The sequence below is a fragment of the Allobosea sp. GW821-FHT10B12 genome, from assembly GCF_059415545.1.
The window spans coordinates 133154-156753 of sequence record NZ_JBWKNL010000006.1; the positions used below are offsets into that span (position 1 = coordinate 133154).

Genomic DNA, 23600 nt, shown 5'->3' on the forward strand with positions numbered 1-23600 from the left:
GCACGCCGTGAGCGCCGCCGACAGCAAGCAGGCCACGATCCAGCGCGAGGCGGATTTCGCCGCGACGCGCGAGGCTGTCTTGCGCGGCCTTGCTGCGCATAACGAGGCCAGGGTCGGGCCGCGCAATGCCGAGCCGCTGGCGCTCAGCCTGCGCGACGAGAGCGGCGCCATGGTCGGCGGCCTGATCGGCGAGCTGAAATGGCAATGGCTCTATGTCGATCTGTTCTGGATCGATGAGGCCCATCGTGGTGCTGGCCATGGCGAGGCGCTGCTGGCGATGGCCGAGCAGGCGGCGCGCGATTATGGCGCACGGGGTGTTTATCTCGGCACGATGAGCATCCAGGCGCCGGGCTTCTATCCGCGCATGGGTTATCGCGAATGCGGCCGCATGGAGGGCTATCCGGTTGCCGGGCAGACCTTCCACCACTTCATGAAGGCGCTATGAGCATCTCCAATCGCAAGCCCGGAACCCCTAAGGAAGCGCCGGCCGAGCCGTTGAAGCGGGCGGTTTCGGGCGCGATGAAGGCGATCGCGCGCAAGCCGGAGATGGAGATTGTCTTCGCCGCCGACAAACCCTCGCTGGTCGGCGAGCGCGCCCGCCTGCCGGAGCCTCCACGCAAGCTCACTGCGGGCGACGTCGCGATCCTGCGCGGCCATGCCGATTCGATGGCGCTGCGCCTCGCCTGCCATGATTCCGCGGTCCATCGCCGCGCCGCGCCCGAGGGCGATGCGGCGCGCGCCGTCTTCGATGCGGTCGAGCAGTCGCGGGTCGAATGTGTCGGCTCGCGCCGGATGAGCGGCGTCGCCGGCAACATCTCGGCGATGCTGGAGGACCGCTATCACCGCGGCGGCCGCTACGAGGAGATCACCGACCGGGCCGATGCGCCGCTGGAAGATGCGCTCGCCCTGATGGTGCGCGAGCGCCTGACCGGCCTGAAGCCGCCCAAGGCGGCCGAGAAGCTGGTCGATCTCTGGCGCGAGCAGATCGAGGCCAAGGCGGGCGACGATCTCGACCGGCTGGCGAAATCGATCGAGGACCAGCGTGCCTTCGCCCGTACCGTGCGCGATCTCCTCGTCTCGCTCGACATGGCCGAGCAGTCGAGCCAGGGCGACGATGCCGAGGAGGACGAGGACGATCAGGACCAGTCCTCCGACGATCAGCAGCAGGAGCAGGGCGAGGCCGAGCAGCAGAGCCAGGGCGAGCGCTCGGAGACTGAGACCAGCGAGGACGCCGCCGAGGAATTGCAGGAAGGCGCCTCCGAGGCCGCCGATGCGCCGGCTGGCGACTGGGACGAGGAAGACGAGAACTCCGAGGCCGAGGAGGCGGGTGAGGCGCCGCGTCCGCGCGACAGCCGCGCCAACGACCGGCCGCAGACCGACTACAAGGCCTATACCCAGAAATTCGACGAGATCGTCACCGCCGAGGAGCTCTGCGACGCCGAGGAGCTGACCCGCCTGCGCGCCTATCTCGACAAGCAATTGGCGCATCTGCAGGGCGTCGTCGCGCGCCTCGCGAACCGGCTGCAACGCCGGCTGATGGCGCAGCAGAACCGCTCCTGGCAGTTCGACCTGGAGGAGGGCGCGCTCGATCCCTCGCGCCTACCGCGCATCATCATCGACCCGTTCCAGCCGCTCTCCTTCCGGCAGGAATCGGACACGAATTTCCGCGACACGGTGGTGACGCTGCTGATCGACAATTCCGGCTCGATGCGCGGCCGGCCGATCACGGTGGCGGCGACCTGCGCCGACATCCTGGCGCGGACGCTGGAGCGCTGCGGCGTCAAGGTCGAATTGCTGGGGTTCACCACCCGCGCCTGGAAGGGCGGGCTTTCGCGCGAAGCCTGGCTGCAATCGGGCAAGCCGGCCAATCCCGGTCGCCTCAACGATCTCCGCCACATCATCTACAAGTCCGCCGACGCACCCTGGCGGCGGGCGCGCAAGAATCTCGGGCTGATGATGCGTGAGGGCTTGCTCAAGGAGAACATCGACGGCGAGGCGCTCGACTGGGCCCACAAGCGCCTGCTCGGCCGGCCGGAGCAGCGCAAGATCCTGATGGTGATCTCGGACGGTGCGCCGGTCGACGATTCCACCCTCTCGGTCAATGCCGGCAGCTATCTCGAACGGCATCTGCGCCATGTCATCGCCGAGATCGAGACGCGCTCGCCGGTCGAGCTGATCGCGATCGGCATCGGCCACGACGTCACCCGCTACTACCGCCGGGCCGTTACCATCGTCGACGCCGAGGAGCTCGGCGGCGTGATGACCGAGAAGCTGGCGGAATTGTTCGAAGAGGATGCCGGCGGGACAAGCTCGCGGGGCTCGCGCCGCCTGCAATGAGCCCGAGTCGCCGCAGCGTCCTCGCCGGCCTAGGCGCGGCGGCTTTGGCCGCGCCTGCGCGGGCACAGAGCCTCGAGCCCGGCCGAATTCCCGTCAGCATCTCGGCCCGGCCGATCGCGAGCTTCGAGCCGGGCAATGCCTCGAAGACCCGCTTCGGCCAGTTGATCTTCCGCGGCGGGCTGCAGCTCAGCGGCAGCCATCCCCGCTTCGGCGGTTTCTCGGGGCTGTGGCGCTCGCCTGACGGCGCGCGGATCATCGCGATCACCGACAATGGCTTCTGGCTGACGGGCAAGCTCACGCGCAGCAATCAGGGCAAACTCGCCGGGCTGGAGGAGGCCGAGCTCGCGCCGATCCTCGGCGCCTCCGGCAAGCCGCTGCATCGTTCGCGCTATTACGACACCGAATCGCTCGTCATGCAGGGCGGCACCGCCTTCATCGGCGTCGAGCGCACCCATGACATCCTGCGCTTCGACTGGGCGCGCCATGGCGTCGAGGCGCGGGCGCAGCTCGTGCCGGTGCCCCCGGCGGCGAAGCGCCTGCCGAGCAATCGCGGCTTCGAGGCGCTCGGCGTGCTGCCGGCCGGCCACCCGCTCGCCGGCGCGCTGATCGCGATCTCCGAGCGCTCCGGCCGCGAGGACGAGCCGACTACGGGCTTCATCGTCGGCGGGCGCCAGCCGGGGACGCTGCAGGTGATCCGCCGCGACGGCTACGACATCACCGATCTCGCCTTCCTGCCGGGCGGCGACATGCTGCTGCTGGAGCGCTGGTACAAGCCGCTGCGCGGGGTCGGCATGCGCATCCGCCGCATCGCGGGCGGCACGATCCGGCCCGGGGCGAAGCTGGACGGGCCGATCCTGATCGAGGCCGATCTCGGCCAGGAGATCGACAACATGGAAGGTATGGCCGTCCATCAAGAGAACGGGCGGACGATCATCACCCTGATCTCGGACGATAATTTCTCGACCTTCCTGCAGCGCACGGTGCTGCTGGAGTTCGAGCTGGCGCCGTAACGAAAAAAGCGGCCTTGCGGCCGCTTCACTCAGTCTCGAGGGAAACCCGCGCTCAGTTGGCGGCGAGCTTCTTCTCGATGTCGCGCTTCAGCGCCAGCGCGCCGGTCGACAGGTCGCCGGCCGGAGCCTTGACCAGGAAGGCGTCGAGGCCGCCACGATGGTCGACGGTGCGCAGCGCATTCGCCGAGACGCGCAGGCGGACCGAACGGCCGAGCGTATCCGACTGCAGCGTGACGTTGACGAGGTTCGGCCGGAAGACCGTCTTGGTCTTGCGGTTCGAGTGGCTGACGAGGTGGCCGGTCTGGGTGGCTTTCCCGGTCAGTTCGCAACGGCGGGCCATGATCGTGTTCCCAAAATCTCCGAGTACTCAACGCAAAATGCCGACACGCGACGTGCCGGCAGGCGAGCACCGGAAGTCAAATTGAAGTGGGCGGTCTATAACGGTCCGGTGACAGCCCGTCAAGGCAGGTCGCGCGCAAACGGCCCGGAAACATCTCGGTAACCATTATCCCGCCAAGCTGACGGAAACCAGTCACGATTCGGACCGAATCTCAGTGCATGCGACGGTGCCCGTCGCGCTCCGGAGCCTCAAGATGAAGCTCGCCTTGTCGCCAGCCAGCAGCGCCCTCATCGCGGCACTGACGCTCGTCTTGCCGGCGCCGGCCGCGCAGGCGGCATCGCTGGATGCGACCTATGACGTCAGCCTGCTCGGCCTGTCCCTCGGCAAGGCCAATCTTGCAGGCGGAATCGACGGCAGCAGCTACAAGCTCGACGCCAATGCCAAGCTGACCGGCCTCGTCGGCAGCTTCACCGGCGGGCGCGGTTCGGGCACCGCTACCGGCAACCTCAACGGCGCGAGGCTTTCGCCCGCGACCTTCGCGGTGTCCTCGGCCAATTCCAGCGAAAGCCGCACGGTGCGCATGGCGCTCGGCGGCAACGCCGTGCAGGCGCTGGCGATCGAACCGCCGATCGACCCCAAGCCCGATCGCGTCCCGCTCAAGGACGAACACCAGCGCAACATCATGGACCCGCTCAGCGCCTTCCTGATGCCGGTCGAGGCTTCCGGCCGCAATGGCGGCGCGGCCGCTTGCAATCGCACCCTCGCGATCTTCGACGGCGCGGCGCGCTATGACATCAAGCTGAGCTATTCCGGCACGCGCGAGATCAAGATCGACGGCTATAGCGGCCCGGTCTCGGTCTGCCAGGCGCGCTATGTACCGATCGCCGGGCACCGCTCCCTGCGCCCCTCGACCAAGTTCATGGCCGAGAACAAGGAGATCTCGACCTGGCTCGCGCCCGTCGCCGGGACGAACATGATGCTGCCGGTGCGCATCTCGGTGAAGACGATGATCGGCACCGCGGTGATCGAGGCCTCGAGCTTCAAGGTCGATCCCGGCGTGACGGCGACCGCGACGCGGAACTGAGCTCAGGCACCCGCCGCGAGTTCGAGCGGGAAGGGCGTGGGTTCGTAGATCGCTTCCAGGCCGAACTGCCGGACGCGCTCCTCTTCCCAGTGGTGAAGAAGGCGAATGACGCCGTCACGGTCATCCGCCCGCATCAACGGTATAAGCTCGTCGGCGACATGCTCGAATTGGGGTCGGCGCCAGGACATGCGTGACCGATCCCAATGCTTGATATGCTCGAAACGACGCAAGGCGCGATCGAAACGGCCATAGGCTGCCGCGAAATGGATTCTGTTGATGACCCATTCCCTGGCCGCGTTGAACTCGCTCGAACCTTGTCTGAAGCGAAGCATATCCTCGATCGTGTCGACGCTGCGCAGCTTCGGCAGGACTTGCGTCTCGCAGGCCTCGAAAAAGGCGGCGGGCATGCCGAGCTCGGACCAGCGATGCGGCGCGCCGCGCGCTAAGAAGATGCGATCGAGAGTGATACCCTGACGATGCGCCGTAGGACTGAAGAAATGCCCTATGGAACACAGGAACTGTGGGCTGTCGGCCTCGATGCCGCGGCCGATCGAGATCGACCGTAGCACATGCCGGAGTGGTTTGATGATGACGAAACGCTCGGATTGGGCCAGATCAGGGTTGCGCTGCACCAACTCGCCGAGAAGCCGGTTGATCTGCTTTTTCGTCGTCATTTGCGCGGCCTGACTTCGATCATGATGACGCGATCGACCTTGCTCATACCAAGATAGGCCGCAGTCGCGAGGATATCGGAGCGGCGAACCGACAGCCCGCGTCGGCCGGTCTTGAGATCGTAGACGCAGAGCGTTCTGTCCTCCGGCTTGTACTCAAAGGCATCAACACGCACTGACCGGGGGTATCCGATGTCGAGCTCTTCCCTGCTTGTCGGCTCGGCAGCCTCTTTCAAGAACGATCGTTCAGCGCGGAAATTCTCGTTGTGCAGGTCATTGACGAAATTCTTGAAGCGGACATGCACGTTGGTGCCGTAGGTCGCCATGGATGAAAAATTCCCCGGCTCGCCTGCTGCTTCCGCAGCCTCGTTCGTCAATTTCTGAACCGTGCCGAGCATTCCGCAAGCCTTCTTCGCTTCCTCCGCCGTCAGATTCCCAACGAAGGCGAGATCCATCTGCCCAGACTTGCCCGGCTGATAGTCGCGCGGCACGAAGCCCATGACGGTTCGCTGACCGTCGATGTCGTCGCTGGGTGAGAGCCAGCCAAACAGGATAGTGCCAGCAGCGCTGACGGCTCTGCGAACTCCTTCCTGAGCAAACACTTGCTGCACCGTCGCCTCGCGCTCCGGTCCACGCTCGGTCCAGGTCGAACGCGAGACGACTTCGCCATCCGGGCCGCCGTCGCGGATCGTCTGGGTGCGGTCCGAGGTCTCGAAGGTGGTTTTGCCACCCTCGGGCAAGGTGACGGTGTGGCGCTCGTCCCAGTCACTCTTGCGGTCGGGCTCGGCGAACTCGGAGTGGATGGTCGAGCCGTCGCGGTTGACGACGGAGCGTTCGGCGAGCGAGCCGTCGGGCCGGGTGGCGTCCTGATAGAAGGCCCAGCTCTCTTCGCCGCTGGTATCGGGGACGACATCGCCGAAGCTCAATGCAGTCGAGAAGGCGTTGCCGAGGTCGCCGATCCAGTCGGTTCCGGTCAGCGTCGGCCCGCTACTGCCTCCGCCGCTGGTCCATTGTCCGCCGCCGGTATTGCCGGCCGGCACGCGCGGTTGGTCGGGATTGTATTTGCGGGCGAGCTCGTAGCGCAGCAGCCGTGTCTGCGCCTTCAGCGAGACGAGCCGGCGGCGCAGAAGGACGATCTCGCGCCAGCGTGCGCTGTCGCTGGCTGAACGATGCGGCAGGTCCGGCATGGCGTGCTCCTTGTTGTGGAGCGCGTCATTCTGAGGCCGCTGGAAGCGCCGGGGATAAGATCGCTGGTTATCCCCGCCAGTGCTCTGGCTGCGATCCGCTGCCTGACGCATGAAGGCTTTGCCATTCGACGAATTGCGGGGCGCCGGGGTGAGGCGCTAGCCTCACGGGCGATTCGCTTCCGGAGCCGCCATGTCCAGCGATTTCGCTTTGCCGCCCGGCCTCAGGCATCGCCAGGTCGTCGTGCGCGACACCATGCTCCATGTCGCCGAGGTCGGCGACGGGCCGGCGGTGCTGCTGCTGCACGGCTGGCCGGAATTCTGGATGAGCTGGCTGCCGGTGATGAACCGGCTGCATGGCGAATTCCGGCTGATCGCGCCCGATCTGCGCGGCTTCGGCGACAGCGGCAAATCATCGGCGCCGCGCAGCGATGTCGGCGCCAACGCTCATGCCGATGACATCGCAGCGCTGCTGGAAGCACTCGGCGTCGGCCCGGTTGGCGTCGTCGGCCATGATGTCGGCGCCTATGTTGCGCAGGGGCTGGCGCGGCGCCATCCGCAGCGGGTCGAGAAGCTGCTGTTCTTCAACTGCCCGACGCCGAGCGTCGGATCGGCCTGGGTCCGCGACGGCCATGTCAACGAGATCTGGTACCAGTCCTTCCAGCAATTGCCGCTGGCGGAGCAGTTGATCGGTTCGAGCCGCGAGGCCTGTGCCCTCTATCTCGGGCATTTCCTGACGCATTGGTGCCATCGCAAGGAGGCCTTCGCGCCGGTCTTCGACCTCTGGGTCGAGAATTTCATGAAGCCGGGCAATCTGCGCGGCGGCTTCGACTGGTATCGCAGCCAGAACGCGGCGCGGCTCGCCGCCATCGACGGGCACCCGTCGCCCTCCGTGCCGATCCATCAGCGCACGCGGGTGCATTGGGGCCGGCACGATCCGATCCTGAAATCGGAGTGGTCGGCCTTCCTGTCGCTCTATTTCGACGATGTGGAAGTGACTTTCTGCGAGGACGCCGGCCACTTCGTCCATGTCGAGGCGCCCGACGAAGCCGCGCAGGTGCTGGCTGACGTCTTCGCGGATTGATCAGAAGGCTGCCGGCTGGACCCGCGTATCCGGCGACGATGCGAGACCGATCTCGACGAGCCAGTCGCGGACCGCATCGCCGATCGCGATGGGGTGATCCTCCTGCAGATAGTGCGCGCCCGGGCCGAGCTCGACGAGGCGGCAATTCGTCAGGTCGGCGGCGAACTCGCGCGCCTGCTGCGGCGAGATCAGCGCGCCGGGATCGCCCGAGAACAGCAGCTTCGGATAGGTCGAGGCGCGCAAGGCCGCATGGTCGGCGTTGCTGATGGCAAAGACATCGGCCGGCTCGCCGGCGATCGGCAACTCCCGTGGCAGGCTCAGGATCGGCCGGCGCGAGGCTGGCGTCGGGAAGGGCTGGCGATAGGCCTCCAACTCCTCCAGCGCCATCTGGCGCAGCACCGAGCCCGGCAGGATGCGCTCGATGAAGACGTTATCGTCGAGGATCAGCTTTTCGCCCTGGCCGGGCGTGCGGAAGGCCTTGAACAGCTCGCGCGCCTGCGGTCGCTGGTGAAAGCTCTCCCAGTCGGCGAAGGGCCGGATGAACTCCATGAAGGCGAGGCCGAGTATGCTCTGCGGCCGACGGGAGGCATGGTGGAAGGCGAGCGCCGTGCCCCAGTCCTGCGCGACGATGACGAGCCGATCGAGCCCGAGCGCCGCGATGAAGGCGTCGAGATGGCTGACCTGGTCGGCGAAGCGATAGGCGATGTCGGGCTTGCCGGACTGGCCGTAGCCGATCAGATCGGGCGCGATGCAGCGCGCGACCGGCGCGATCCGCGGGATGATGTTCCGCCAGATATAGGACGAGGTCGGGTTGCCGTGCAGCAGCAGCACGGTCGGCCCCTGTGTGCCGGCTTCGAGATAGGACATCGTCGAATCGAGGACCGGGATTTCGTGGCGAGTCGCGGGCGGCGCTGGAGAATCGTTCGTCATCATGATGCCTTTCCGAACAGGAGGGGAAAAATGATCGTCTTAAAGCGGTCGAGGGGCGCCGGGTCGCGCTCGACCTTCATGCGCAGCATCGCGCCCTGCCAAGAGGCGAGCAGGACATCGGCGAGGTCCTCGGCGCTGAAGGCATTGGTGATCTCGCCGCTGGCCTGGCCCTGCGCGATGCAGGTGGCGAAGGGCTGGCGCCAGCGCGTGAAGATGTCGGCGAGTTTTTCGCGCAGCGGCTCGCTGGTCGGCGCAGTCTCCAGGCTGAAATTGCCGACCATACAGCCGCGGGCCCAGTCGGCTTCTTCGAGTTTGCCGGTGATGATGTCGAGATAGCGCCGCAGGCGGGCGGCTGGCGGCAGACCGTCCTCGGCGAGTGCCTCATCCACCAGACCGCAGACATAGGCGAAATACCGCTCCAGCACCTCGCCGGCGAACTCCTCCTTCGAGGCGAAGTGGTTGGTGAAGGAGCCGGGGCTGGCGCCGGCCGTGGCGACGATCTCACGGACGCCGGTGGCGGCATAGCCGTTCTGCCAGAACAGGTCGTGGCCGGCGGCGATCAGGTTGGGGCGAAGGGATGGCTTGCTCATGTCGAGCATCAATACGTACGTACGTATTAATGTCAAGCGACAGGAGAGCTGGCGCCGTCGAGTCTCTTTCCGCGCGTTGCCCCTCGTTCTGTCGCCATGACGACCTACATGAGCGAAAGCGGCCCTCGCGCGCGCAAGTCGGCGAAGGATGGACAATGAGGTCGATTCAAAATCTTGTGGTTTTTGAATCGCTTGCCGCGATATCTCGCCGTGAACGAAACCTGATTCTGCGGGAGTCAGCGATTCGGCCTCGCTTCGTTCCGGACTCGTTCTGTTCACGGATCGGGTTGCCTTCGGGCGGCCTGAACCGGTAGGGCTTGCCCCGCCCGGACTGCAGGAAAGCTCCAGCGTCTTGATCCAGCCCCGTTCTCTTCCGCCTTCGCTCCGCGCCCGCGGTGTCACGGCGGTGCTCGGACCGACCAATACCGGCAAGACCCATCTCGCCATCGAGCGGATGGTTGCGCATCCCACCGGCATGATCGGCCTGCCGCTGAGGTTGCTGGCGCGCGAGGTTTATCAGCGCGTCGTCGACAAGGTTGGGCCGCAGGCGGTCGCGCTCGTCACCGGCGAGGAGAAGATCAAGCCGGAGCGGCCGAGCTTCTGGGTCTGCACGGTCGAGGCGATGCCGCGCGACCTTGCGGTCGATTTCGTCGCGATCGACGAAATCCAGCTCGCCGCCGATCTCGACCGCGGCCATGTCTTCGCCGACCGGCTGCTCAACCATCGCGGCCGCGAGGAGACCATGCTGATCGGCGCCGGCACGATGAAGCCGCTGGTCGAGCAGCTCATCCCCGGCGTCAACGTCGTCTCGCGGCCGCGCCTGTCGAACCTCTCCTTCGCCGGTGACCGCAAGATCACCCGTCTGCCGCGACGCTCTGCGATCGTCGCCTTCTCGGCCGAGGAGGTCTACGCCATCGCCGAGTTGATCCGCCGGCAGAAGGGCGGTGCGGCGGTGGTACTCGGCGCGTTGTCGCCTCGTACCCGCAATGCCCAGGTCGAGATCTATCAGTCGGGCGATGTCGATTATCTCGTCGCCACCGATGCGATCGGCATGGGACTCAACCTCGATGTCGACCACATCGCCTTCGCCGGCGACAGCAAATTCGACGGCCACCACTATCGCAAGCTCAACCCGGCCGAGTTCGGCCAGATCGCGGGCCGGGCCGGCCGGCATTTGCGCGACGGCACCTTCGGCACCACCGGCCGCGCCCCGCCCTTCGAGCAAGAGCTGGTCCAGGCGATCGAGGACCACCGCTTCGACTCGGTGCGCCAGGTGCAATGGCGCAATTCCGATCTCGACCTGCGTTCGATTCCCGGGCTGCTCGACAGCCTCAACGTCCAGCCGCAGGAACAGGGGCTGACCCGTGCCCTGATCGCCGAGGACATGACGACGCTGGAAATCCTGGCCCGCGATCATGATGTAGCGCGGCTCGCGCAGGGCAAGCCGGCGGTGTCGCGGCTCTGGGAGGTCTGCGGCCTGCCAGATTATCGCAAGATCGCGCCGATGCAGCATGCCGAATTGGCGACCACGCTCTATCTGCGCCTGATGCGCCATGGCCGGCTCGATCCGGACTGGTATGCCGGCCAGCTGGCTGCGCTTGACCGGGTCGACGGCGAGATCGATACCCTTTCGGCGCGCATCGCCCAGGTCCGGACCTGGACCTATGTCGCCAACCGTCCGGACTGGCTGCCCGATCCTGAGCATTGGCAGGGGGTGGCTCGTCTTGTAGAGGACAGGCTGTCGGACGCTTTGCACGAACGGCTCGCCAGCCGTTTTGTCGATCGGCGAACGAGCGTGTTGATGCGTCGCCTGCGGGAGAATGCGATGTTGGAGGCCGAAGTCACCGCGACCGGCGATGTCCTGGTCGAGGGTCAGCATGTCGGATTGCTGCAAGGCTTCCGTTTCACGGCTGACCCGAAGGCGGGTGGTCCGGAAGCGAAAGCTTTGAACGCAGCGGCGCTGAAAGCGCTCGGCGGCGAGCTGGAAGCGCGCGCCTCGCGCGTCGTGCTGGCAGGCGACGAAGCCTTCGTGCTCTCGCATGACGGGCTGGTCCGCTGGATCGGCGAACCGGTGGCGCGTCTCACGGCCGGCGAGAAGGTGCTGGAGCCGCGCCTGCGGCTGATGGTCGACGACCATCTGCCGGCTCCGGCCCGCGAGCAGATCGAGACCCGGCTCGGCGCCTGGCTGAAGCATCACGTCACCAAACTGCTCGGCCCGCTCCAGATCCTGGAGAATGCCGAGAGCGTCACCGGCATCGCCCGCGGCATCGCCTATCAGGCGGCCGAGGCGCTCGGCGTGCTCGAGCGCAGCAAGGTTGCCGAGGAGATGAAGACGCTCGACCAGGAGGGACGGGCGGGTTTGCGCCAGCTCGGCATCCGTTTCGGCGCCTTCCACCTTTATGTGCCTGCTCTGCTGAAGCCGGCGCCGCGCGCGCTCGCCGCCCAGCTCTGGGCGCTGAAGCACGGCAATCCCGAGGCTGCCGGGCTCGACGACATCTCGCATCTCGCCTCCTCGGGCCGGACCTCGTTCCCGGCCAACAAGGAGATCCCGAAGGGGCTCTATCGCGCCGCCGGCTATCGCGTCTGCGGCGAGCGGGCGGTGCGTGTCGACATCCTGGAGCGCCTCGCCGATCTGATCCGCCCGGCGATCGCCTATCGCCCGGGTGTCACGCTCGGCCAGCCACCGGCGGGTACTGCCGATCAGGACGGCTTCGTCGCCACCGGGGCGATGACCTCCCTCGTCGGCTGCGCCGGCGAGGATTTCGCCTCGATCCTGCGCTCGCTCGGCTATGTCTCGCAGAAGCGGCCTGGCCCGGCGATCACCGTGGCGCTTGCCGCTGCGCCCGAACCTGCCGCGACCACGCCGGCGGTTCCGGCGGAAGCTGTCGCCGAGACGGCTGATGCGCTCAACGAAGCGCCGTCCGCCGAGGTTGAGGCTGCCGCTGACGGCGCGGACAGCGCTGCCCCGACGGGCGAAACCCCGGATGCTCCGATCCTGACCGATGCGGAGATCGCTGCTGCTGCTCCTGCCGAGGAAGAGGCTGCCAGCCCGGCCGAGCCGGTGCCCGCCGATGCGATGTCGACGCTTGCCCTGCCAAGCGACGAGCCGGCGGCGGATGTGGCGGCTCACGCTGAAGCCGAGACGACGGAACCTGCTGCGGTGGTCGAGGCGGCTCCTGCGGCCGAGCCGGAGCTGATCGAGATCTGGCGGCCGCATCGCCATCAGGGCGGCCGGCGTCCCGAGCAGGGACAGCGTGGGCGGCGGCCCGACCGGCGTGGTGGCGCTGAGGCTGCCGCTCCTGCGGAAGGAGGCGAGGGTAAGCCGGGCGGGCAGCGCCCGCCGAACCGCAATCGCTGGCGCGAGGGTGGCTGGAACGGCCCGCGCCCGGCCGGCGGCGAGGCTGGCAGGCCTGCGGCGCAGGAAGGGGCCGGTCGCAATGCGCAAGGGCGCGACGGACGCCCCGAGCGCGGTCCGCGGCCGGAGTTCAAGCGCGATGGTGGCCGCCCCGGCGGTCCGCGCCGCGATGAGCGTGGCGGCAAGGAGCAGCGTTTCCAGCAGCCGGCTCGGCCGCGTCCGGCCGAGCGGCAGCCCGATCCGGATTCGCCCTTCGCCAAGCTGCTTGCCCTGAAAGCCCAGCTCGAGGGCAATGACGGGCGCAAAAGCTAGGTCCTAGCACTCCGGGGTATCGCTTGCGGGACGACCGGCAACGCCTCGACAAATGGCTCTGGTTCGCGCGCTTCGCGCGGACCCGCCCTGCCGCTGTGCGGCTGGTGGAGGAGGGGCATGTCCGGGTTGCAAGCAAGCGGGTCGAAAATCCGGCGCTCGGCCTCAAGCCCGGCGACGTGCTGACACTCGCTTTGCCGCATGCGACGCTGGTGGTGCGCGTCATGGCTTTCGCCGAACGCCGCGGTTCATACGAGCTGGCTCAGAGGCTGTATGAGGTCCTGAGCGGGCCCGAACGTGGCGATGCGTCGCTTGCGCCCGACGAGCCTGCGGGATAGAGCGCGTATCGATGTGGCGAGCGCCGGCCCGCCCGCGGAAAATCATCTCGAAACGCTCGTTTCGGTAGAATTTTGATCTCGTTTCCGGTCGTGACAGGGCCTTGAAACATTCTCTCGACCGGCTCTAAAGAAGCGCCGGCCGATTGGAAGGACAGCGCCATGACCTATGTGGTCACCGAGAACTGCATCAAGTGCAAGTACATGGACTGCGTCGAAGTCTGTCCGGTCGACTGTTTCTATGAAGGCGAAAACTTCCTCGTCATTCATCCCGACGAGTGCATAGACTGCGGCGTCTGCGAGCCCGAATGCCCGGCCGAGGCGATCAAGCCCGACACCGAGCCGGGTCTCGACAGCTGGCTGCAGCTCAATGCGAAGTTCGCTGCGAGCTGGCCCAACATCACGCAGAAGAAGGACTCGCCGGCCGATGCCAAGGAGTTCGACGGCGTCTCTGGCAAGCTCGAGCTTTTGTCGCCGAATCCCGGCGAGGGCGACTGAAGCTTACCCTTCGTCAGGGTGCGATTGCAGTTAACCATAGCCGGCCGCTACGCGGCCCGGCGGTGTTTGCATTCCGTTTACCTTTGATTCGGCGCGATTTTTGTGGTATCCACAAGCCACAGTCGAGTTCGTTCCGCCTGCCCCTGCGAGGTCACACAAACGGGGCACCCCCTGAGACGACAGCAACGCACCACCGGCCAGAATGTCCGGCGTGTCGTTATCTTCGTGTCTGGCGGGTCGCAAGAAACAATCGGCTGAGGGAGCGTGTTGCGCCGGGAGAAGAGCCAGAAGGCCTACCCCGTCGTGTCAGGCAGAGTGCCGCCGGCCATCCTGGCCAGCGGCTGAAAGTCGCATCTTCGCCCCCAGCGGAGAGATCAGGAGTCGAAACGGCATGTCCACTGCGAAGAAGACTGTTGTGCGTCAGGGCTTCAAGACGGGCGAGTTCGTCGTCTACCCGTCCCATGGCGTCGGTCAGATCACGGCGATCGAGGAGCAGGAAGTCGCGGGCTTCAAGCTCGAGCTGTTCGTCGTCAGCTTCGCCAAGGACAAGATGACGCTGCGCGTGCCCACCGCCAAGGCGGCGAGCGTCGGCCTGCGCAAGCTCGCCGATGCCGAGATCGTCGGCAAGGCGCTCTCGACCCTGACCGGCCGTGCCCGGGTCAAGCGCACCATGTGGTCGCGCCGCGCCCAGGAATACGAAGCCAAGATCAATTCGGGCGATCTCGTCGCCATCGCCGAGGTGGTGCGCGATCTCTATCGCTCCGAGGCTCAGCCCGAGCAGTCCTATTCCGAGCGCCAGCTCTACGAGGCGGCGATCGACCGGATGACGCGTGAGATTTCGGCGGTCGAGGAGATCACCGAGACCGAAGCGCTGAAGAAGATCGAGGGCCAGCTCGCCAAGTCGCCGCGCCGCGCCGGCAAGGCCGATGCCGCCGAAGCGGCCGAGGCCGAGGAGGGCGACGACGACCTGCAGGAGGAAGCTGCCTGAGGCAGTTTCCATGATTGGATAGAAAAAGCCCGGCGGATCGCTCCGCCGGGCTTTTTCGTGTCAGGCGGCGCCGGTCTCCGCCGCAAGGAACGCGACCGTCCGCTCCCAGGCGAGCTTGGCCGCGGCGGCGTTGTAGCGCTCGGCACTGGTGTCGTTGTGGAAGGCGTGATCGACGTCCGGATAGACGATCGCCTGGTAATTGACGCCGGCTGCCTTCAGCGCCGCCTCATAGGCCGGCAGGCCCTCGACCAGGCGGGTATCGCGGGCAGCCTGCTGGATCAGCAGCCGCGCCTTGATCTGCGGCACCTTGGAAAGATCGGGCGAGCGACCGTAGAAGACCACGCCAGCATTGAGCTCCGGCGCACTGATGGCGAGGTCGTTGACTGCGCCACCGCCCCAGCAGAAGCCGACCGCGCCGACCTTGCCGGTCGTATCCGGCCGCGCCTTCAGGAAGGCGAGGGCGGCGCGGCCCTGCGACACGACATCCTCGGGCTTGAGCTGCGGGAACAAGGCGCGCGCCGCGTCGGCATCGGCCGGCGTGCCGCCGAGCGGGGTCAGGAAATCGACACCGAGCGCGCTGAAGCCGGCCAGAGCGGCGCGGCGGGTGACGTCCTCGATATGCGGGTTCAGGCCGCGGTTCTCGTGGATGACGACGACGCCGCCGCGCTTCGCCTGCGCCTTCGGCGTGACGAGATAGCCCTTGAGCTTCACGCCGCCGATCGTCTCGTCAATGCGCCTGCTCTCGATGCGCGCATCGTCGGCTGGGACCTGCTGGGCTTGCGCATAGTTCGGCTCCAGCAAAGCGAGCGCCGCTTCGGCGGCCGCGGCCGAGCCGGCGATCGTGATCAGCCGGTTCATGAAGCTGCGTCGGTCGAGCGGCTTGTGGGTGTATTCGTCGTAGAGTTCGACGATGCGGCGATCGAGCGCCATGGCTGCCTCCCTGTCCTGACGAGGCAAGGAAACTAGCACAAGGCGAGAGGAAAGCGGCAGGCGAGCGGCGCCTACTCGCTCACGATCTTGTAACGCTGGCCGGGCGTCAGCTTCGTGCTGCGTTCCAGCCCGTTCAGGATCAGGAACTGCTCCATCGACCGGTCGACCGAAGCCATGCGCTCGGCAAGGCTGGCGGGCGTGTCGCCGGCGCCGGCGGTGACGAGCCGGATCCGCAGCGGGCTGACCGATTGCGCGTCGTTGGCGCTGAGATTCCGGAAGCTGTCGAGCAAGGCGCGCATGGCGCGTTCGGGGTCGTTCTGGCCCTTGGCTGCGAGAATGAAGCGGTAGACGCGCGGTCCGGCCTGGACCGCGGCGAGGCGGAAAGTCCAGTCGGCGCCCTTGCCCGAGGTTACCGCCGCCGGCAGGCCGCCGACGGTGAGCGATTGCACTTCTGCGGTGGCGACGCCGTCGATCCAGCCCGAGGCGACATAGGATTCGAGCGTCTGTCCGGCTTTGAGCGCGACCGAATCGAAACGCAGTGCCTGCGAGCCGTCATTGCTGACGCCGACCACCATCTCGCGCGCAGCCTCGAGCTCGAAGCCATCGGGCGCGGTGAAGGCGATGCGCAGCGCGCTGTTGAGATAGCGGCGGCCACGGACGACGCCATCGGCCGGGTCGTCACCGAAGGCGATGCCGTCGATGGCGGCGAGCCAGCGCGAGGCGTCGCGCTCACCGATGCCGGGCGCGCCGATCTGGCGGGCGCCGTTGGTGACGGCGGCGACGCGTTCCGGCGTCGAGGGATGGCTCGAGAGAATGTCGAGCTTCTTGTCGCCGCTGCTCTGCCGGCCGGCACGGAAGCTGGTGTTGCGGCCGAGCGAGACCAGGAAGCGGCCGGCACCATAGGGGTCGTAGCCGGCACGGGCGATGTTGCGCACGCTGATCTGGTCGGCGGTCAGTTCCTGCTGGCGCGAGAAGCGGGCGAGCGAGAGCTTCGAACTCTGCTGCACCGCTGCGCCGGTCGTCGGGTCGTTCAGTACCTGCGCCACGACCTGGCTGACCAGTGCCGATTCCGCTTCCATCTCGGCACGCTCGACAGCGTGGCGCGCGGTGACATGGGCGATCTCGTGCGCCATCACCGAGGCGATCTCGGACGAGTCGTTCGCGAGGGCGAGCAGGCCGCGGGTAACGTAGAGCCGCCCGGTCGGCAAGGCGAAGGCGTTGACGATCGGCGAATTGAGAATCGTCACCTCATAGGCGCCGATCTGGCCTTCACCGGTCTTGGCGAGGCGGGCGATGATCGCCTCCAGCTCGGCCTTAACCTGCGGAGCGCGGTATTCGCCGCCGAAGGCCGAGAGCAGGCGCTGGTGCTCGCGATCGGTGTTGCGCTGCAGACTGGCGACGCGCGGCGCCGCCTCGCCGCCGGGCTGATTGAGCGGCGCGAGGACCGAGTTCTGGTCGCCGAAGCAGGCCGCCAGCAACAGGGCCGGCAGCACCGCGGCGGCGAGGCGCCCCCGGACCGACTGACGATGTCGCTGAACTCTCCGCATCGGCCCCTAGTCGATCAGTTCCAGTGCACTACGCGTTTGCGCTTCGATCAGGAGGCCGTCGCGCCCCTCGACCACACCGCTTACGCGCACGCGTTTACCCGTCAGCGCCGATGCGGTCCAGCCGCTGCGCTGCAAGTCACGCCACAACGCGCGCGACAGAACGATGCTGCCGCCGGCGCCGCGCCGCCGTTCGAAATTGAGATAGGTCCGCTGCGCCCGCTCTCCGACCGCAGCGATACGCCCTTCGACCACGACGATCCGGCCCGCCTGCGCTTTCATCGCGGCAGCATCATGACCGTCGATGATCGGGGGCGCCACTGCCGCAAAACTCCGCTGGGTTGCGGCCGGCGCGGGGCCAGCGGCCTTGCCGGCCATCGCCTGCCGAGGCTCGGCCCTGCGCCAGATTTCGTTGCAGGCGGCAAGACCTGGCTCGGGCAGACGCAGTACAACGCCTTCGGCAAGGAGAGCCGCGCTCAGATCGGGTTGGCCGGCGAGGGCGGTGGCGTCATTGGTGGCGAGCAGGCGGGCCGGGAGGCGCCCCCAGCGATCCGTAGCTCCAAGCGGCGCCAGGCGGAACGCGTGACCTTGCCAGCGCGCCAATTGCGCGGCGAAACGCTCGCGTTCGGCGTCGTTCTGCCGTGGCGCCAGCCCCGCGAGCCGGATGGTGCGGCCGTCGGCGAGCTGCGGGTCGCCATGCCGGTCGAGGCCAGCGAGACGGACCAACTCGGCCCCTTCCGCTGTCGCGCAAGCGTCATCCGCCGCATGCGCGATGGTGGCCGAGGCCGCCACGCCCAGGATGAACGGCACAATCGCTGCAAAGGAAGGCTTCACCCGCATCGGCTTTATGCTAAACGCAGAGACGTGCGTCCCGGTAGCTCAGCAGGATAGAGCAACGGTTTCCTAAACCGTAGGTCAGGGGTTCGAATCCCTTCCGGGACGCCAGTTTCCTTTTCCGCTGCAAAGGCCGGCTGCCGATCGATCGGAGAGCCGCCTCCAGTGCTGTCGAGGTCGGCCTTGCTTTCCACCGTGCCGCCGACGATTCGGACCGAACGCCTGATCCTGCGGGCGCCGGCTGCAGACGATTTCCCTGACTATGCCGAGTTCCTGGCCTCGGAGCGGGCGCAGCATATGGGCGGCCCCTATGACCGGCGCGGCGCCTGGGGTCTGTTCTGCCATGATGTGGCGCAGTGGGCATTGTTCAGTCACGGCGCACTGATGATCGATCTGCCGGGCGGAGGCTGCATTGGGCAGGTCGGCATCAACCACGGCCCGCTCTTTCCCGAGAAGGAACTCGGCTGGCTGATCTATGCCGGGCATGAAGGGCAGGGCTATGCGAGCGAAGCCGCTGCCGCCCTGCGCGACTGGGCCTTCAGGCAGCCCGGCCTCGAGACGCTGGTCAGCTATGTTGATCCGCGCAACCGGCGCTCGATCGCGGTGGCCGAGCGGCTCGGGGCATCCTTGGACACCATCGCCGTGCGGACGGACCCCGCAGATCTGGTCTATCGGCATGAACGGCCGGCCGGGTAGGCCGGCGCTCCGGATCAGTGCTTTGTCACATGCTCCGGCTTGCCCTTACGCTTGGTCGAGGCCAATTCGTCGAGCTCTTTCTCGGTCATCGATTTAGCCATCGACTTCGAGGCTCCCTTGAGCTCGCTCTTGGGGATATCGCCACGCTTGGCGGCGAGCGCGGCTCCGGCGGCCTTCTGCTGCGCTTTCGATTTGGCTGGCATCGTCCATCCTCCGATCCGAGAGACGCTCGTACCTGCAACACGAGCGGCGCGCGCTGGTTCCGGACGACGATCACGATGGCTTGCAAGGCCGCTCCCCTCGCGAGGCGATCATGCGGGGAATGCGGGTCGCAAACCCTTGCCGCAGAAGGGCCGGCGCGGCAAAGCTCGTTGAGTGCGGCCTTCGGGCGAAGGCCGCCGGGGCCGGCCAATCCTCGCCTGTCGGAATCATCGTGCGCATTCTCGTCCTCAATCCGAACACCAGTCCCGAGATGACCGCGCTGGTCCTGCGCGTGCTGGCACCACTGACGCCAGCCGATGTCGAGCTCGTGCCGGCCACAGGCCGGTTCGGGGCGCGCTACATCTCCAGCCGCAGCGCCGGCGCCATTGCCGGCCATGCGGCGCTGGACGCCTTTGCCGAGCACGGTGCCGATTGCGACGCGGTCTATCTCGCTTGCTTCGGCGATCCCGGATTGATGGCGCTGAAGGAAATCGCCGGCGTGCCGGTGGTCGGCATGGCCGAAGCCGCCTGTCGACAGGCGGCTGCGCAGGGTGGGCCGTTCTCGATCGTGACCGGCGGTGAGCGCTGGGGGCCGATCCTCGCCGAGTTCACCGCTGCGCTCGGGTTGGATGGCAGACTGGCTGCCGTGGAGACGGTGGCGCCGACCGGAGGCGATATCGCAGCTGATCCCGACGGTTCGATCGCGCTGCTGGCCGCTGCCTGCCGGCGGACGGTCGAGCGCGACGGAGCGCACGCGGTGATCCTCGGCGGCGCCGGGCTCGCCGGCCTTGCTGCGCGGGTCGAGCCCCATGTCGGGGTACCGGTGATCTGCTCGACGCAGGCTGGTTTCGCCGCCGTGCTCGACGCGGCGCGCAATCCGCCCCCCAAGCCGGGCCAAGGCGATCTCGCCCTGCCGGCGGCCGTGCCCAATGTCGGGCTCTCGGCCGGCTTGGCGCGACTGCTGGGCGAGCGCTAGCGCCGCCGCTGCGGCGGCTGCTGTGCGGGCCGTGTGGCTGAAGCGGACCTTGCCGTGTCGGCCAGCCAGATCATGTGCTTTGCACCGCCGCTTCCGGCACGAGCGCGGACCGTCTTCTCCTCGACGGTAAATCCGGCCTGGCGCAGGCGCTGGGTGAAGTTGCGGTCCGGCCCGGCCGACCAGATGGCCAGTACCCCACCCACGCGCAAGGATGCTTTCGCATAGGACAGGCCGGCATGGTCGTAGAGCCGATCATTGGCCTCGACCATCAGTCCATCCGGCCCGTTGTCGACATCGAGCAGGATCGCATCGTAGCGGCTCTGCCCTTCGCGGATGACGGCCACGACGTCCGCTTCCCGCAAGCTGACACGGGGATCGTCGAGGCAGCCGGCAAAGATGGGAGAAAGCGGCCCCCGCGCCCAGGCGATCACCGCCGGGATCAATTCGGCGACGACGATCTCGGCATCGGCTGGAAGAGCGGCGAGCGCGGCCCGGAGCGTGAAGCCCATGCCGAGCCCGCCGATGAGGAGGCGTGGCTTCGGGCGCTGCCCGATCCGCTCGATCGCGAGCGTCGCCAGCGCTTCTTCCGAGCCCCTGAGGCGCGAGTTCATCAGCTCGTTATGGCCGAGCGTGATCGAGAACTCGTCTTCGCCGCGGCGCATGAGTTTGAGCGTGCCGCTGCCGGGGATCGGCGCGGCGTCCAGTTGCGTCCAGGGCTTCATCGCTCGTTGTTCAGAGTGCGTATCGCCAAGGGAAGGAGAGACCTCGATGCGGGTCTATCCGGTGGCGTTGCCGCCGTCGACCGAGCTTCAGCCGCGCAGGGACGCTTCAGCGACCTGTTGATCGTAGTTGATGTCGGCCCGGCTCAACCCGCCCAGGCGCAAGGTTCGCATGAAATTCTCCGAGAGCGCGCGCAGATTGGCGTTGGTCTCCGGGAAGAACTCAAGCATCAGGAACGGTCGTGGGCGCTTGCCGGCCGTTGCCTCGTCCAGGGAGATATCTGCGACGAGTCCCACGAGACCGTCGAGCAGCATGGCGCGACCACCGCTCGACATCTCGACGAAGCCGTGCTCGCCCATGGCCTGATTGCTGATGCCGATCTCACGCACGGCCGCCTCCGGGTAGAAGCGCTTGATGGTGCGAGCGACGAAGATCATCGTCTGTGTGCAGTTGAGCACGTCATCCTTGGCGATCTGCTCGGGGTCGCTCGAAAAGCTCGGGCCGTAGCTGCCGAGCCGCGAGCTCAGCAAGGTCACAAAGACTGCGAACCTTTCGGCATCGGAGAACGACAGGCGGTAGCGATCAAAGAACGAGGCCAACGGCGCCGAGCAGGCCAGGTAGGCGTCGTGAATCGAGCCGTAGCGCACCTTCACCCCCGCGACCTGCTTGGCGACGCATTGCTCGATCTGGGTGAGTGCGATTGCATCCCGTCCGCTGCGGAACAGCAGCGGCGAGGTGGCCTGCACATTCTCCAGCCCATTGATGCGCTGGGCGTTGCCATAGGCGGCGATCTGGATGCCCTTCAGTTGCGCGCGAAGCGGATGGATCCAGTAGCGCTCGAGGATGACCGCGCCGCCGGCAACGAGCAGGATCGTCCAGCAGATCAGGCCGATTACGACGTGCCGGGGCTGGATTGAGCCGCGAGTCGGTGCTTGCGTGCCGCCCGACGTTTCGGTGCGACGCATCCGTGTAAGAAACGCTCCCAGCCTCATCCCCAGCCGCCCCTCCGATCAGAGCTCGTGGCAAACTGTTCGTCCAAAGGACAAACACCGTCATAACCTTGCCGGCCTGGCCTTTCGAGCTGCTTTAATGAGCATTACCGTTTTTTAATGTTCTGTTGCCGTAGGAACACCATGGCAATGGGATGGCGTTGGAGCGTCCCCGCGCCCGGTCAGTCCAGCCGGGCGCGCTTGACGAAGGCGCCAGCCTTCATGATGACAGGCATGTGCCGGCCCTGGTGGGTCAGCAGCGCAAGGTCCTGCAGCGGGTCGCCATCGACGACGATCAGGTCGGCATAGGCGCCAGGCGCGATCGTGCCGATCTTGCCCTCGAGCTTCAGCAGTTTGGCCGCGACATGGGTGGCGGAGCCGATCACCTCATGGGCCGGCAGGGCCCGGCCGCGGATGACGAACTCTTCCGATTGGTGGCGGTGCATCTCCCCGAGCAGGTCGCTGCCATAGGCCATGGCGAGCCCGGCCTGCTTCATGATCGCCAGCGATTCCATACCGGCGGCGCGGACGAACTCGACCTTGGCGACGGAATCGGGCGGGAAGCCGAGCTTGCCGCCCTCGCTGGCGAGCTTGTCATAGGTGACGAGCGTGGGCACCGCGACGGCGCCGTTCTTGGCGGCGAGCTTGGCCGTTTCAGCCTGGATCAGGTTGCAATGCTCCAGCGAATGGACACCGGCCTGGACGCAGCGGCGGATCGCCTCGTCGGTATAGACATGGGCGGAGACATAGGTTCCGGCCATGCGGGCCTCCTCGACCACCGCCTCGAGCTCGCCGACGGAAAAGCCGAGGAAATGGATCGGGTCGGTTGGCGAGGCGCAGCCGCCATTGGCCATGATCTTGATGAAGTCGGCGCCGCCCTTGAGCTCCTCGCGGGCGGCGCGGCGAACTTCGGCCTCGCCGTCGCAGATGCGGCCGAGCGCGCCGAGGCGATGGCGCGTCGTCGGCGCGAGCCGGTCGTCATAGCGGCCGCGGAAATCGGCATGGCCGCCGGTCTGGCTCAGCGCCTTGCCGGAGATAACGAGGCGCGGTGTCGGGAAATCGTGCTCCTGCGTCGCCTGCTTCAGGCCGAAATCGGCGCCGCCGACATCGCGCACCGTGGTGAAGCCGCGCAGCAGCATCTCGCGCATGATCACCAGCGAGCGCACGGTGACGAGCGAATCCGGGAGGGCGGCGTTGCGGCCGAGATCGGCGAGACCGGCGATGACATGGACATGGGCGTCGATCAGGCCCGGCATCAGCGTGCGGCCCTTGAGGTCGATCACCTTCGCCTTGTCGGAGCGGACGGTCTTGCCGACCTCGCGGATCAGCCCGCCCTCGATCAGGACGGAAACCGGAGCGGCGCGCTCGGGCGCGGTGCCATCGACGATGCGGGCGTTCTGGAACAGGGTCGCAGCCATAAGCTCAGTCCTTGCTTTTTAGATCTTAGCGGGTGCGGTTCAGCGCAGCAGCAGCGCGGCGAGCCAGAGGCCCAGGCCGAAGACGACGTGGTTGATCAAGCCGATCAGCCGGACCTGGTTGGCGTTTGGCCGCTTGCTGGCGGCGAGGCCGAAGCCCATGCCGGGTTGCAGGATGAACCAGCCGCAGCCGACGGTGACGACGCCGATGATCAGGGCCGGCAGCAATGTCGGGTTGCGGGCCCAGTCCAGGCCCCAGAGCAGCAGCACGATCGCGGCGAAGAGCGCGCCGATCAGGTAGTGCATGATCCAGCCGATGGCGAGCTCGTTCGCCACGGGCGGCGTGTCGGCGATCGTGTCGTGCATGAAGCGGCCGCGCGGCAGATAGGCGAACCAGCGCCCGACCATGGCCCAGTTCGCCAGCGGAATACCGAAGGCCCGGTTGAGGCAAAGCGCCCAGAGGTCGAGTAGCGCGGTTGCGACGATGCCGATCGCGAGCGAGCGGCCGATCAGTTCGAGCATGTGTTTCCCCCGGCCGCGAACCGACCGCCGGCTATGGAGGCGAAACGGCGCGGTGCGG

The 23600-nt window shown here is 67.1% G+C and carries 24 protein-coding genes and 1 tRNA gene; 12 read left to right on the forward strand and 13 right to left on the reverse strand.

Annotation, left to right across the window (positions count from 1 at the left end; all coding sequences use genetic code 11):
• The first annotated feature begins 7 nt into the window (after window positions 1–7).
• The 3 genes from AC07O0_RS20720 to AC07O0_RS20730 are packed head-to-tail and all read left to right on the forward strand — an operon-like array spanning window position 8 to window position 3347.
• Entirely contained in the window at window positions 8–445 is a 438-nt protein-coding gene (locus tag AC07O0_RS20720; RefSeq protein WP_494625575.1) for a GNAT family N-acetyltransferase, read from the forward strand.
• Window positions 442–2337 carry a cobaltochelatase subunit CobT gene (gene cobT / locus AC07O0_RS20725; protein WP_494625576.1) on the forward strand — a complete coding sequence of 632 codons (1896 nt, stop codon included), beginning with the start codon at window positions 442–444 and terminating at the stop codon, window positions 2335–2337. The genes AC07O0_RS20720 and cobT overlap by 4 nt, the downstream gene beginning before the upstream one ends.
• 44 nt (window positions 2338–2381) lie before the next feature.
• The gene (locus AC07O0_RS20730; RefSeq protein WP_494625577.1) at window positions 2382–3347 is read left to right on the forward strand and encodes an esterase-like activity of phytase family protein; all 966 of its coding nucleotides are present in this window, start codon (window positions 2382–2384) and stop codon (window positions 3345–3347) included.
• 52 nt (window positions 3348–3399) lie between these two features.
• Here AC07O0_RS20730 and rpmB read toward each other — a convergent pair whose 3' ends face one another.
• A complete protein-coding gene (gene rpmB / locus AC07O0_RS20735) occupies window positions 3400–3687 on the reverse strand; it encodes a 50S ribosomal protein L28 (RefSeq protein WP_377800303.1) in 288 nt (95 codons plus the stop codon).
• Window positions 3688–3940: 253 nt separating this feature from the next.
• On the opposite strand from rpmB, the gene AC07O0_RS20740 reads away from it, so the two are divergent.
• Entirely contained in the window at window positions 3941–4771 is an 831-nt protein-coding gene (locus tag AC07O0_RS20740; protein ID WP_494625578.1) for a DUF3108 domain-containing protein, read from the forward strand.
• 2 nt (window positions 4772–4773) lie between these two features.
• On the opposite strand, the gene AC07O0_RS20745 is transcribed toward AC07O0_RS20740, so the two are convergent.
• Window positions 4774–5445, reverse strand: a complete 672-nt coding sequence (locus tag AC07O0_RS20745; RefSeq protein ID WP_494625579.1) for a hypothetical protein — start codon at window positions 5443–5445, stop codon at window positions 4774–4776.
• Window positions 5442–6629, reverse strand: coding sequence for a hypothetical protein (locus AC07O0_RS20750; protein ID WP_494625580.1), 1188 nt, complete (start codon window positions 6627–6629; stop codon window positions 5442–5444). Before AC07O0_RS20750 ends, AC07O0_RS20745 begins: the two co-directional genes overlap by 4 nt.
• Before the next feature lie 190 nt (window positions 6630–6819).
• Here AC07O0_RS20750 and AC07O0_RS20755 point away from each other — a divergent pair, with 190 nt between their 5' ends.
• Window positions 6820–7710, forward strand: a complete 891-nt coding sequence (locus tag AC07O0_RS20755) for an alpha/beta fold hydrolase (protein ID WP_494625581.1) — start codon at window positions 6820–6822, stop codon at window positions 7708–7710.
• Here AC07O0_RS20755 and AC07O0_RS20760 read toward each other — a convergent pair whose 3' ends face one another.
• Together AC07O0_RS20760 and AC07O0_RS20765 are read right to left on the reverse strand one after the other, a co-directional pair.
• On the reverse strand, window positions 7711–8640 hold the full coding sequence (locus AC07O0_RS20760; protein ID WP_494625582.1) for a haloalkane dehalogenase: 930 nt from the start codon (window positions 8638–8640) through the stop codon (window positions 7711–7713).
• A complete protein-coding gene (locus tag AC07O0_RS20765) occupies window positions 8640–9230 on the reverse strand; it encodes a TetR/AcrR family transcriptional regulator (RefSeq protein ID WP_494625583.1) in 591 nt (196 codons plus the stop codon). The genes AC07O0_RS20760 and AC07O0_RS20765 overlap by 1 nt, the downstream gene beginning before the upstream one ends.
• 355 nt (window positions 9231–9585) lie before the next feature.
• Here AC07O0_RS20765 and AC07O0_RS20770 point away from each other — a divergent pair, with 355 nt between their 5' ends.
• The 4 genes from AC07O0_RS20770 (at window position 9586) to AC07O0_RS20785 (ending at window position 14715) form a co-directional block, all read left to right on the forward strand.
• Window positions 9586–12897 carry a helicase-related protein gene (locus AC07O0_RS20770; protein WP_494625863.1) on the forward strand — a complete coding sequence of 1104 codons (3312 nt, stop codon included), beginning with the start codon at window positions 9586–9588 and terminating at the stop codon, window positions 12895–12897.
• Between the two features lie 23 nt (window positions 12898–12920).
• On the forward strand, window positions 12921–13232 hold the full coding sequence (locus AC07O0_RS20775) for an RNA-binding S4 domain-containing protein (protein ID WP_494625584.1): 312 nt from the start codon (window positions 12921–12923) through the stop codon (window positions 13230–13232).
• A gap of 159 nt (window positions 13233–13391) precedes the next feature.
• Window positions 13392–13727: a ferredoxin FdxA gene (fdxA, locus tag AC07O0_RS20780; RefSeq protein WP_494625585.1), complete on the forward strand. Its 336-nt coding sequence runs from the start codon at window positions 13392–13394 to the stop codon at window positions 13725–13727.
• A 391-nt stretch (window positions 13728–14118) separates the two neighbouring features.
• Window positions 14119–14715, forward strand: a complete 597-nt coding sequence (locus AC07O0_RS20785; protein ID WP_494625586.1) for a CarD family transcriptional regulator — start codon at window positions 14119–14121, stop codon at window positions 14713–14715.
• 60 nt (window positions 14716–14775) lie between these two features.
• Here AC07O0_RS20785 and AC07O0_RS20790 read toward each other — a convergent pair whose 3' ends face one another.
• From AC07O0_RS20790 to AC07O0_RS20800, 3 genes are all read right to left on the reverse strand, one after another.
• Window positions 14776–15645, reverse strand: coding sequence for a dienelactone hydrolase family protein (locus tag AC07O0_RS20790; RefSeq protein ID WP_494625587.1), 870 nt, complete (start codon window positions 15643–15645; stop codon window positions 14776–14778).
• 71 nt (window positions 15646–15716) lie between these two features.
• The gene (locus AC07O0_RS20795) at window positions 15717–17192 is read right to left on the reverse strand and encodes a M48 family metalloprotease (RefSeq protein ID WP_494625588.1); all 1476 of its coding nucleotides are present in this window, start codon (window positions 17190–17192) and stop codon (window positions 15717–15719) included.
• 6 nt (window positions 17193–17198) lie between these two features.
• Window positions 17199–18029, reverse strand: coding sequence for a hypothetical protein (locus AC07O0_RS20800; RefSeq protein ID WP_494625589.1), 831 nt, complete (start codon window positions 18027–18029; stop codon window positions 17199–17201).
• 28 nt (window positions 18030–18057) lie between these two features.
• Between AC07O0_RS20800 and AC07O0_RS20805 the strand changes: the two genes are divergently transcribed.
• Both AC07O0_RS20805 and AC07O0_RS20810 read left to right on the forward strand, forming a co-directional pair.
• Window positions 18058–18134 (forward strand) — tRNA-Arg (locus AC07O0_RS20805).
• A gap of 72 nt (window positions 18135–18206) precedes the next feature.
• Window positions 18207–18719: a GNAT family N-acetyltransferase gene (locus AC07O0_RS20810; protein ID WP_494625864.1), complete on the forward strand. Its 513-nt coding sequence runs from the start codon at window positions 18207–18209 to the stop codon at window positions 18717–18719.
• Window positions 18720–18733: 14 nt separating this feature from the next.
• On the opposite strand, the gene AC07O0_RS20815 is transcribed toward AC07O0_RS20810, so the two are convergent.
• Complete coding sequence (locus AC07O0_RS20815) at window positions 18734–18922, reverse strand: DUF3008 family protein (RefSeq protein WP_454028472.1); 189 nt, start codon at window positions 18920–18922, stop codon at window positions 18734–18736.
• 230 nt (window positions 18923–19152) lie between these two features.
• Between AC07O0_RS20815 and AC07O0_RS20820 the strand changes: the two genes are divergently transcribed.
• Complete coding sequence (locus AC07O0_RS20820; RefSeq protein ID WP_494625590.1) at window positions 19153–19896, forward strand: aspartate/glutamate racemase family protein; 744 nt, start codon at window positions 19153–19155, stop codon at window positions 19894–19896.
• Here the strand turns inward: AC07O0_RS20820 and AC07O0_RS20825 are convergent.
• The 4 genes from AC07O0_RS20825 to AC07O0_RS20840 form a co-directional block, all read right to left on the reverse strand.
• Window positions 19893–20618, reverse strand: coding sequence for a polyamine aminopropyltransferase (locus AC07O0_RS20825; RefSeq protein WP_494625591.1), 726 nt, complete (start codon window positions 20616–20618; stop codon window positions 19893–19895). The two genes, AC07O0_RS20820 and AC07O0_RS20825, sit on opposite strands and share 4 nt — an antisense overlap.
• Window positions 20619–20705: 87 nt before the next feature.
• Complete coding sequence (locus AC07O0_RS20830) at window positions 20706–21581, reverse strand: hypothetical protein (protein WP_494625592.1); 876 nt, start codon at window positions 21579–21581, stop codon at window positions 20706–20708.
• 206 nt (window positions 21582–21787) lie between these two features.
• Window positions 21788–23023: a metal-dependent hydrolase family protein gene (locus AC07O0_RS20835; protein ID WP_494625593.1), complete on the reverse strand. Its 1236-nt coding sequence runs from the start codon at window positions 23021–23023 to the stop codon at window positions 21788–21790.
• 39 nt (window positions 23024–23062) lie between these two features.
• A complete protein-coding gene (locus AC07O0_RS20840; RefSeq protein WP_494625594.1) occupies window positions 23063–23542 on the reverse strand; it encodes a DUF2938 domain-containing protein in 480 nt (159 codons plus the stop codon).
• Window positions 23543–23600: the final 58 nt, after the last annotated feature.

Coding starts and splice junctions, on each gene's coding strand:
- cobT (WP_494625576.1), top strand. CDS start 442: ATGAGCATCTCCAATCGCAAGCCCGGAACCCCTAAGGAAGCGCCGGCC.
- rpmB (WP_377800303.1), bottom strand. CDS start 3,687: ATGGCCCGCCGTTGCGAACTGACCGGGAAAGCCACCCAGACCGGCCAC.
- AC07O0_RS20740 (WP_494625578.1), top strand. CDS start 3,941: ATGAAGCTCGCCTTGTCGCCAGCCAGCAGCGCCCTCATCGCGGCACTG.
- AC07O0_RS20745 (WP_494625579.1), bottom strand. CDS start 5,445: ATGACGACGAAAAAGCAGATCAACCGGCTTCTCGGCGAGTTGGTGCAG.
- AC07O0_RS20750 (WP_494625580.1), bottom strand. CDS start 6,629: ATGCCGGACCTGCCGCATCGTTCAGCCAGCGACAGCGCACGCTGGCGC.
- AC07O0_RS20755 (WP_494625581.1), top strand. CDS start 6,820: ATGTCCAGCGATTTCGCTTTGCCGCCCGGCCTCAGGCATCGCCAGGTC.
- AC07O0_RS20760 (WP_494625582.1), bottom strand. CDS start 8,640: ATGACGAACGATTCTCCAGCGCCGCCCGCGACTCGCCACGAAATCCCG.
- AC07O0_RS20765 (WP_494625583.1), bottom strand. CDS start 9,230: ATGAGCAAGCCATCCCTTCGCCCCAACCTGATCGCCGCCGGCCACGAC.
- fdxA (WP_494625585.1), top strand. CDS start 13,392: ATGACCTATGTGGTCACCGAGAACTGCATCAAGTGCAAGTACATGGAC.
- AC07O0_RS20785 (WP_494625586.1), top strand. CDS start 14,119: ATGTCCACTGCGAAGAAGACTGTTGTGCGTCAGGGCTTCAAGACGGGC.
- AC07O0_RS20790 (WP_494625587.1), bottom strand. CDS start 15,645: ATGGCGCTCGATCGCCGCATCGTCGAACTCTACGACGAATACACCCAC.
- AC07O0_RS20795 (WP_494625588.1), bottom strand. CDS start 17,192: ATGCGGAGAGTTCAGCGACATCGTCAGTCGGTCCGGGGGCGCCTCGCC.
- AC07O0_RS20800 (WP_494625589.1), bottom strand. CDS start 18,029: ATGCGGGTGAAGCCTTCCTTTGCAGCGATTGTGCCGTTCATCCTGGGC.
- AC07O0_RS20815 (WP_454028472.1), bottom strand. CDS start 18,922: ATGCCAGCCAAATCGAAAGCGCAGCAGAAGGCCGCCGGAGCCGCGCTC.
- AC07O0_RS20825 (WP_494625591.1), bottom strand. CDS start 20,618: ATGAAGCCCTGGACGCAACTGGACGCCGCGCCGATCCCCGGCAGCGGC.
- AC07O0_RS20830 (WP_494625592.1), bottom strand. CDS start 21,581: ATGCGTCGCACCGAAACGTCGGGCGGCACGCAAGCACCGACTCGCGGC.
- AC07O0_RS20835 (WP_494625593.1), bottom strand. CDS start 23,023: ATGGCTGCGACCCTGTTCCAGAACGCCCGCATCGTCGATGGCACCGCG.
- AC07O0_RS20840 (WP_494625594.1), bottom strand. CDS start 23,542: ATGCTCGAACTGATCGGCCGCTCGCTCGCGATCGGCATCGTCGCAACC.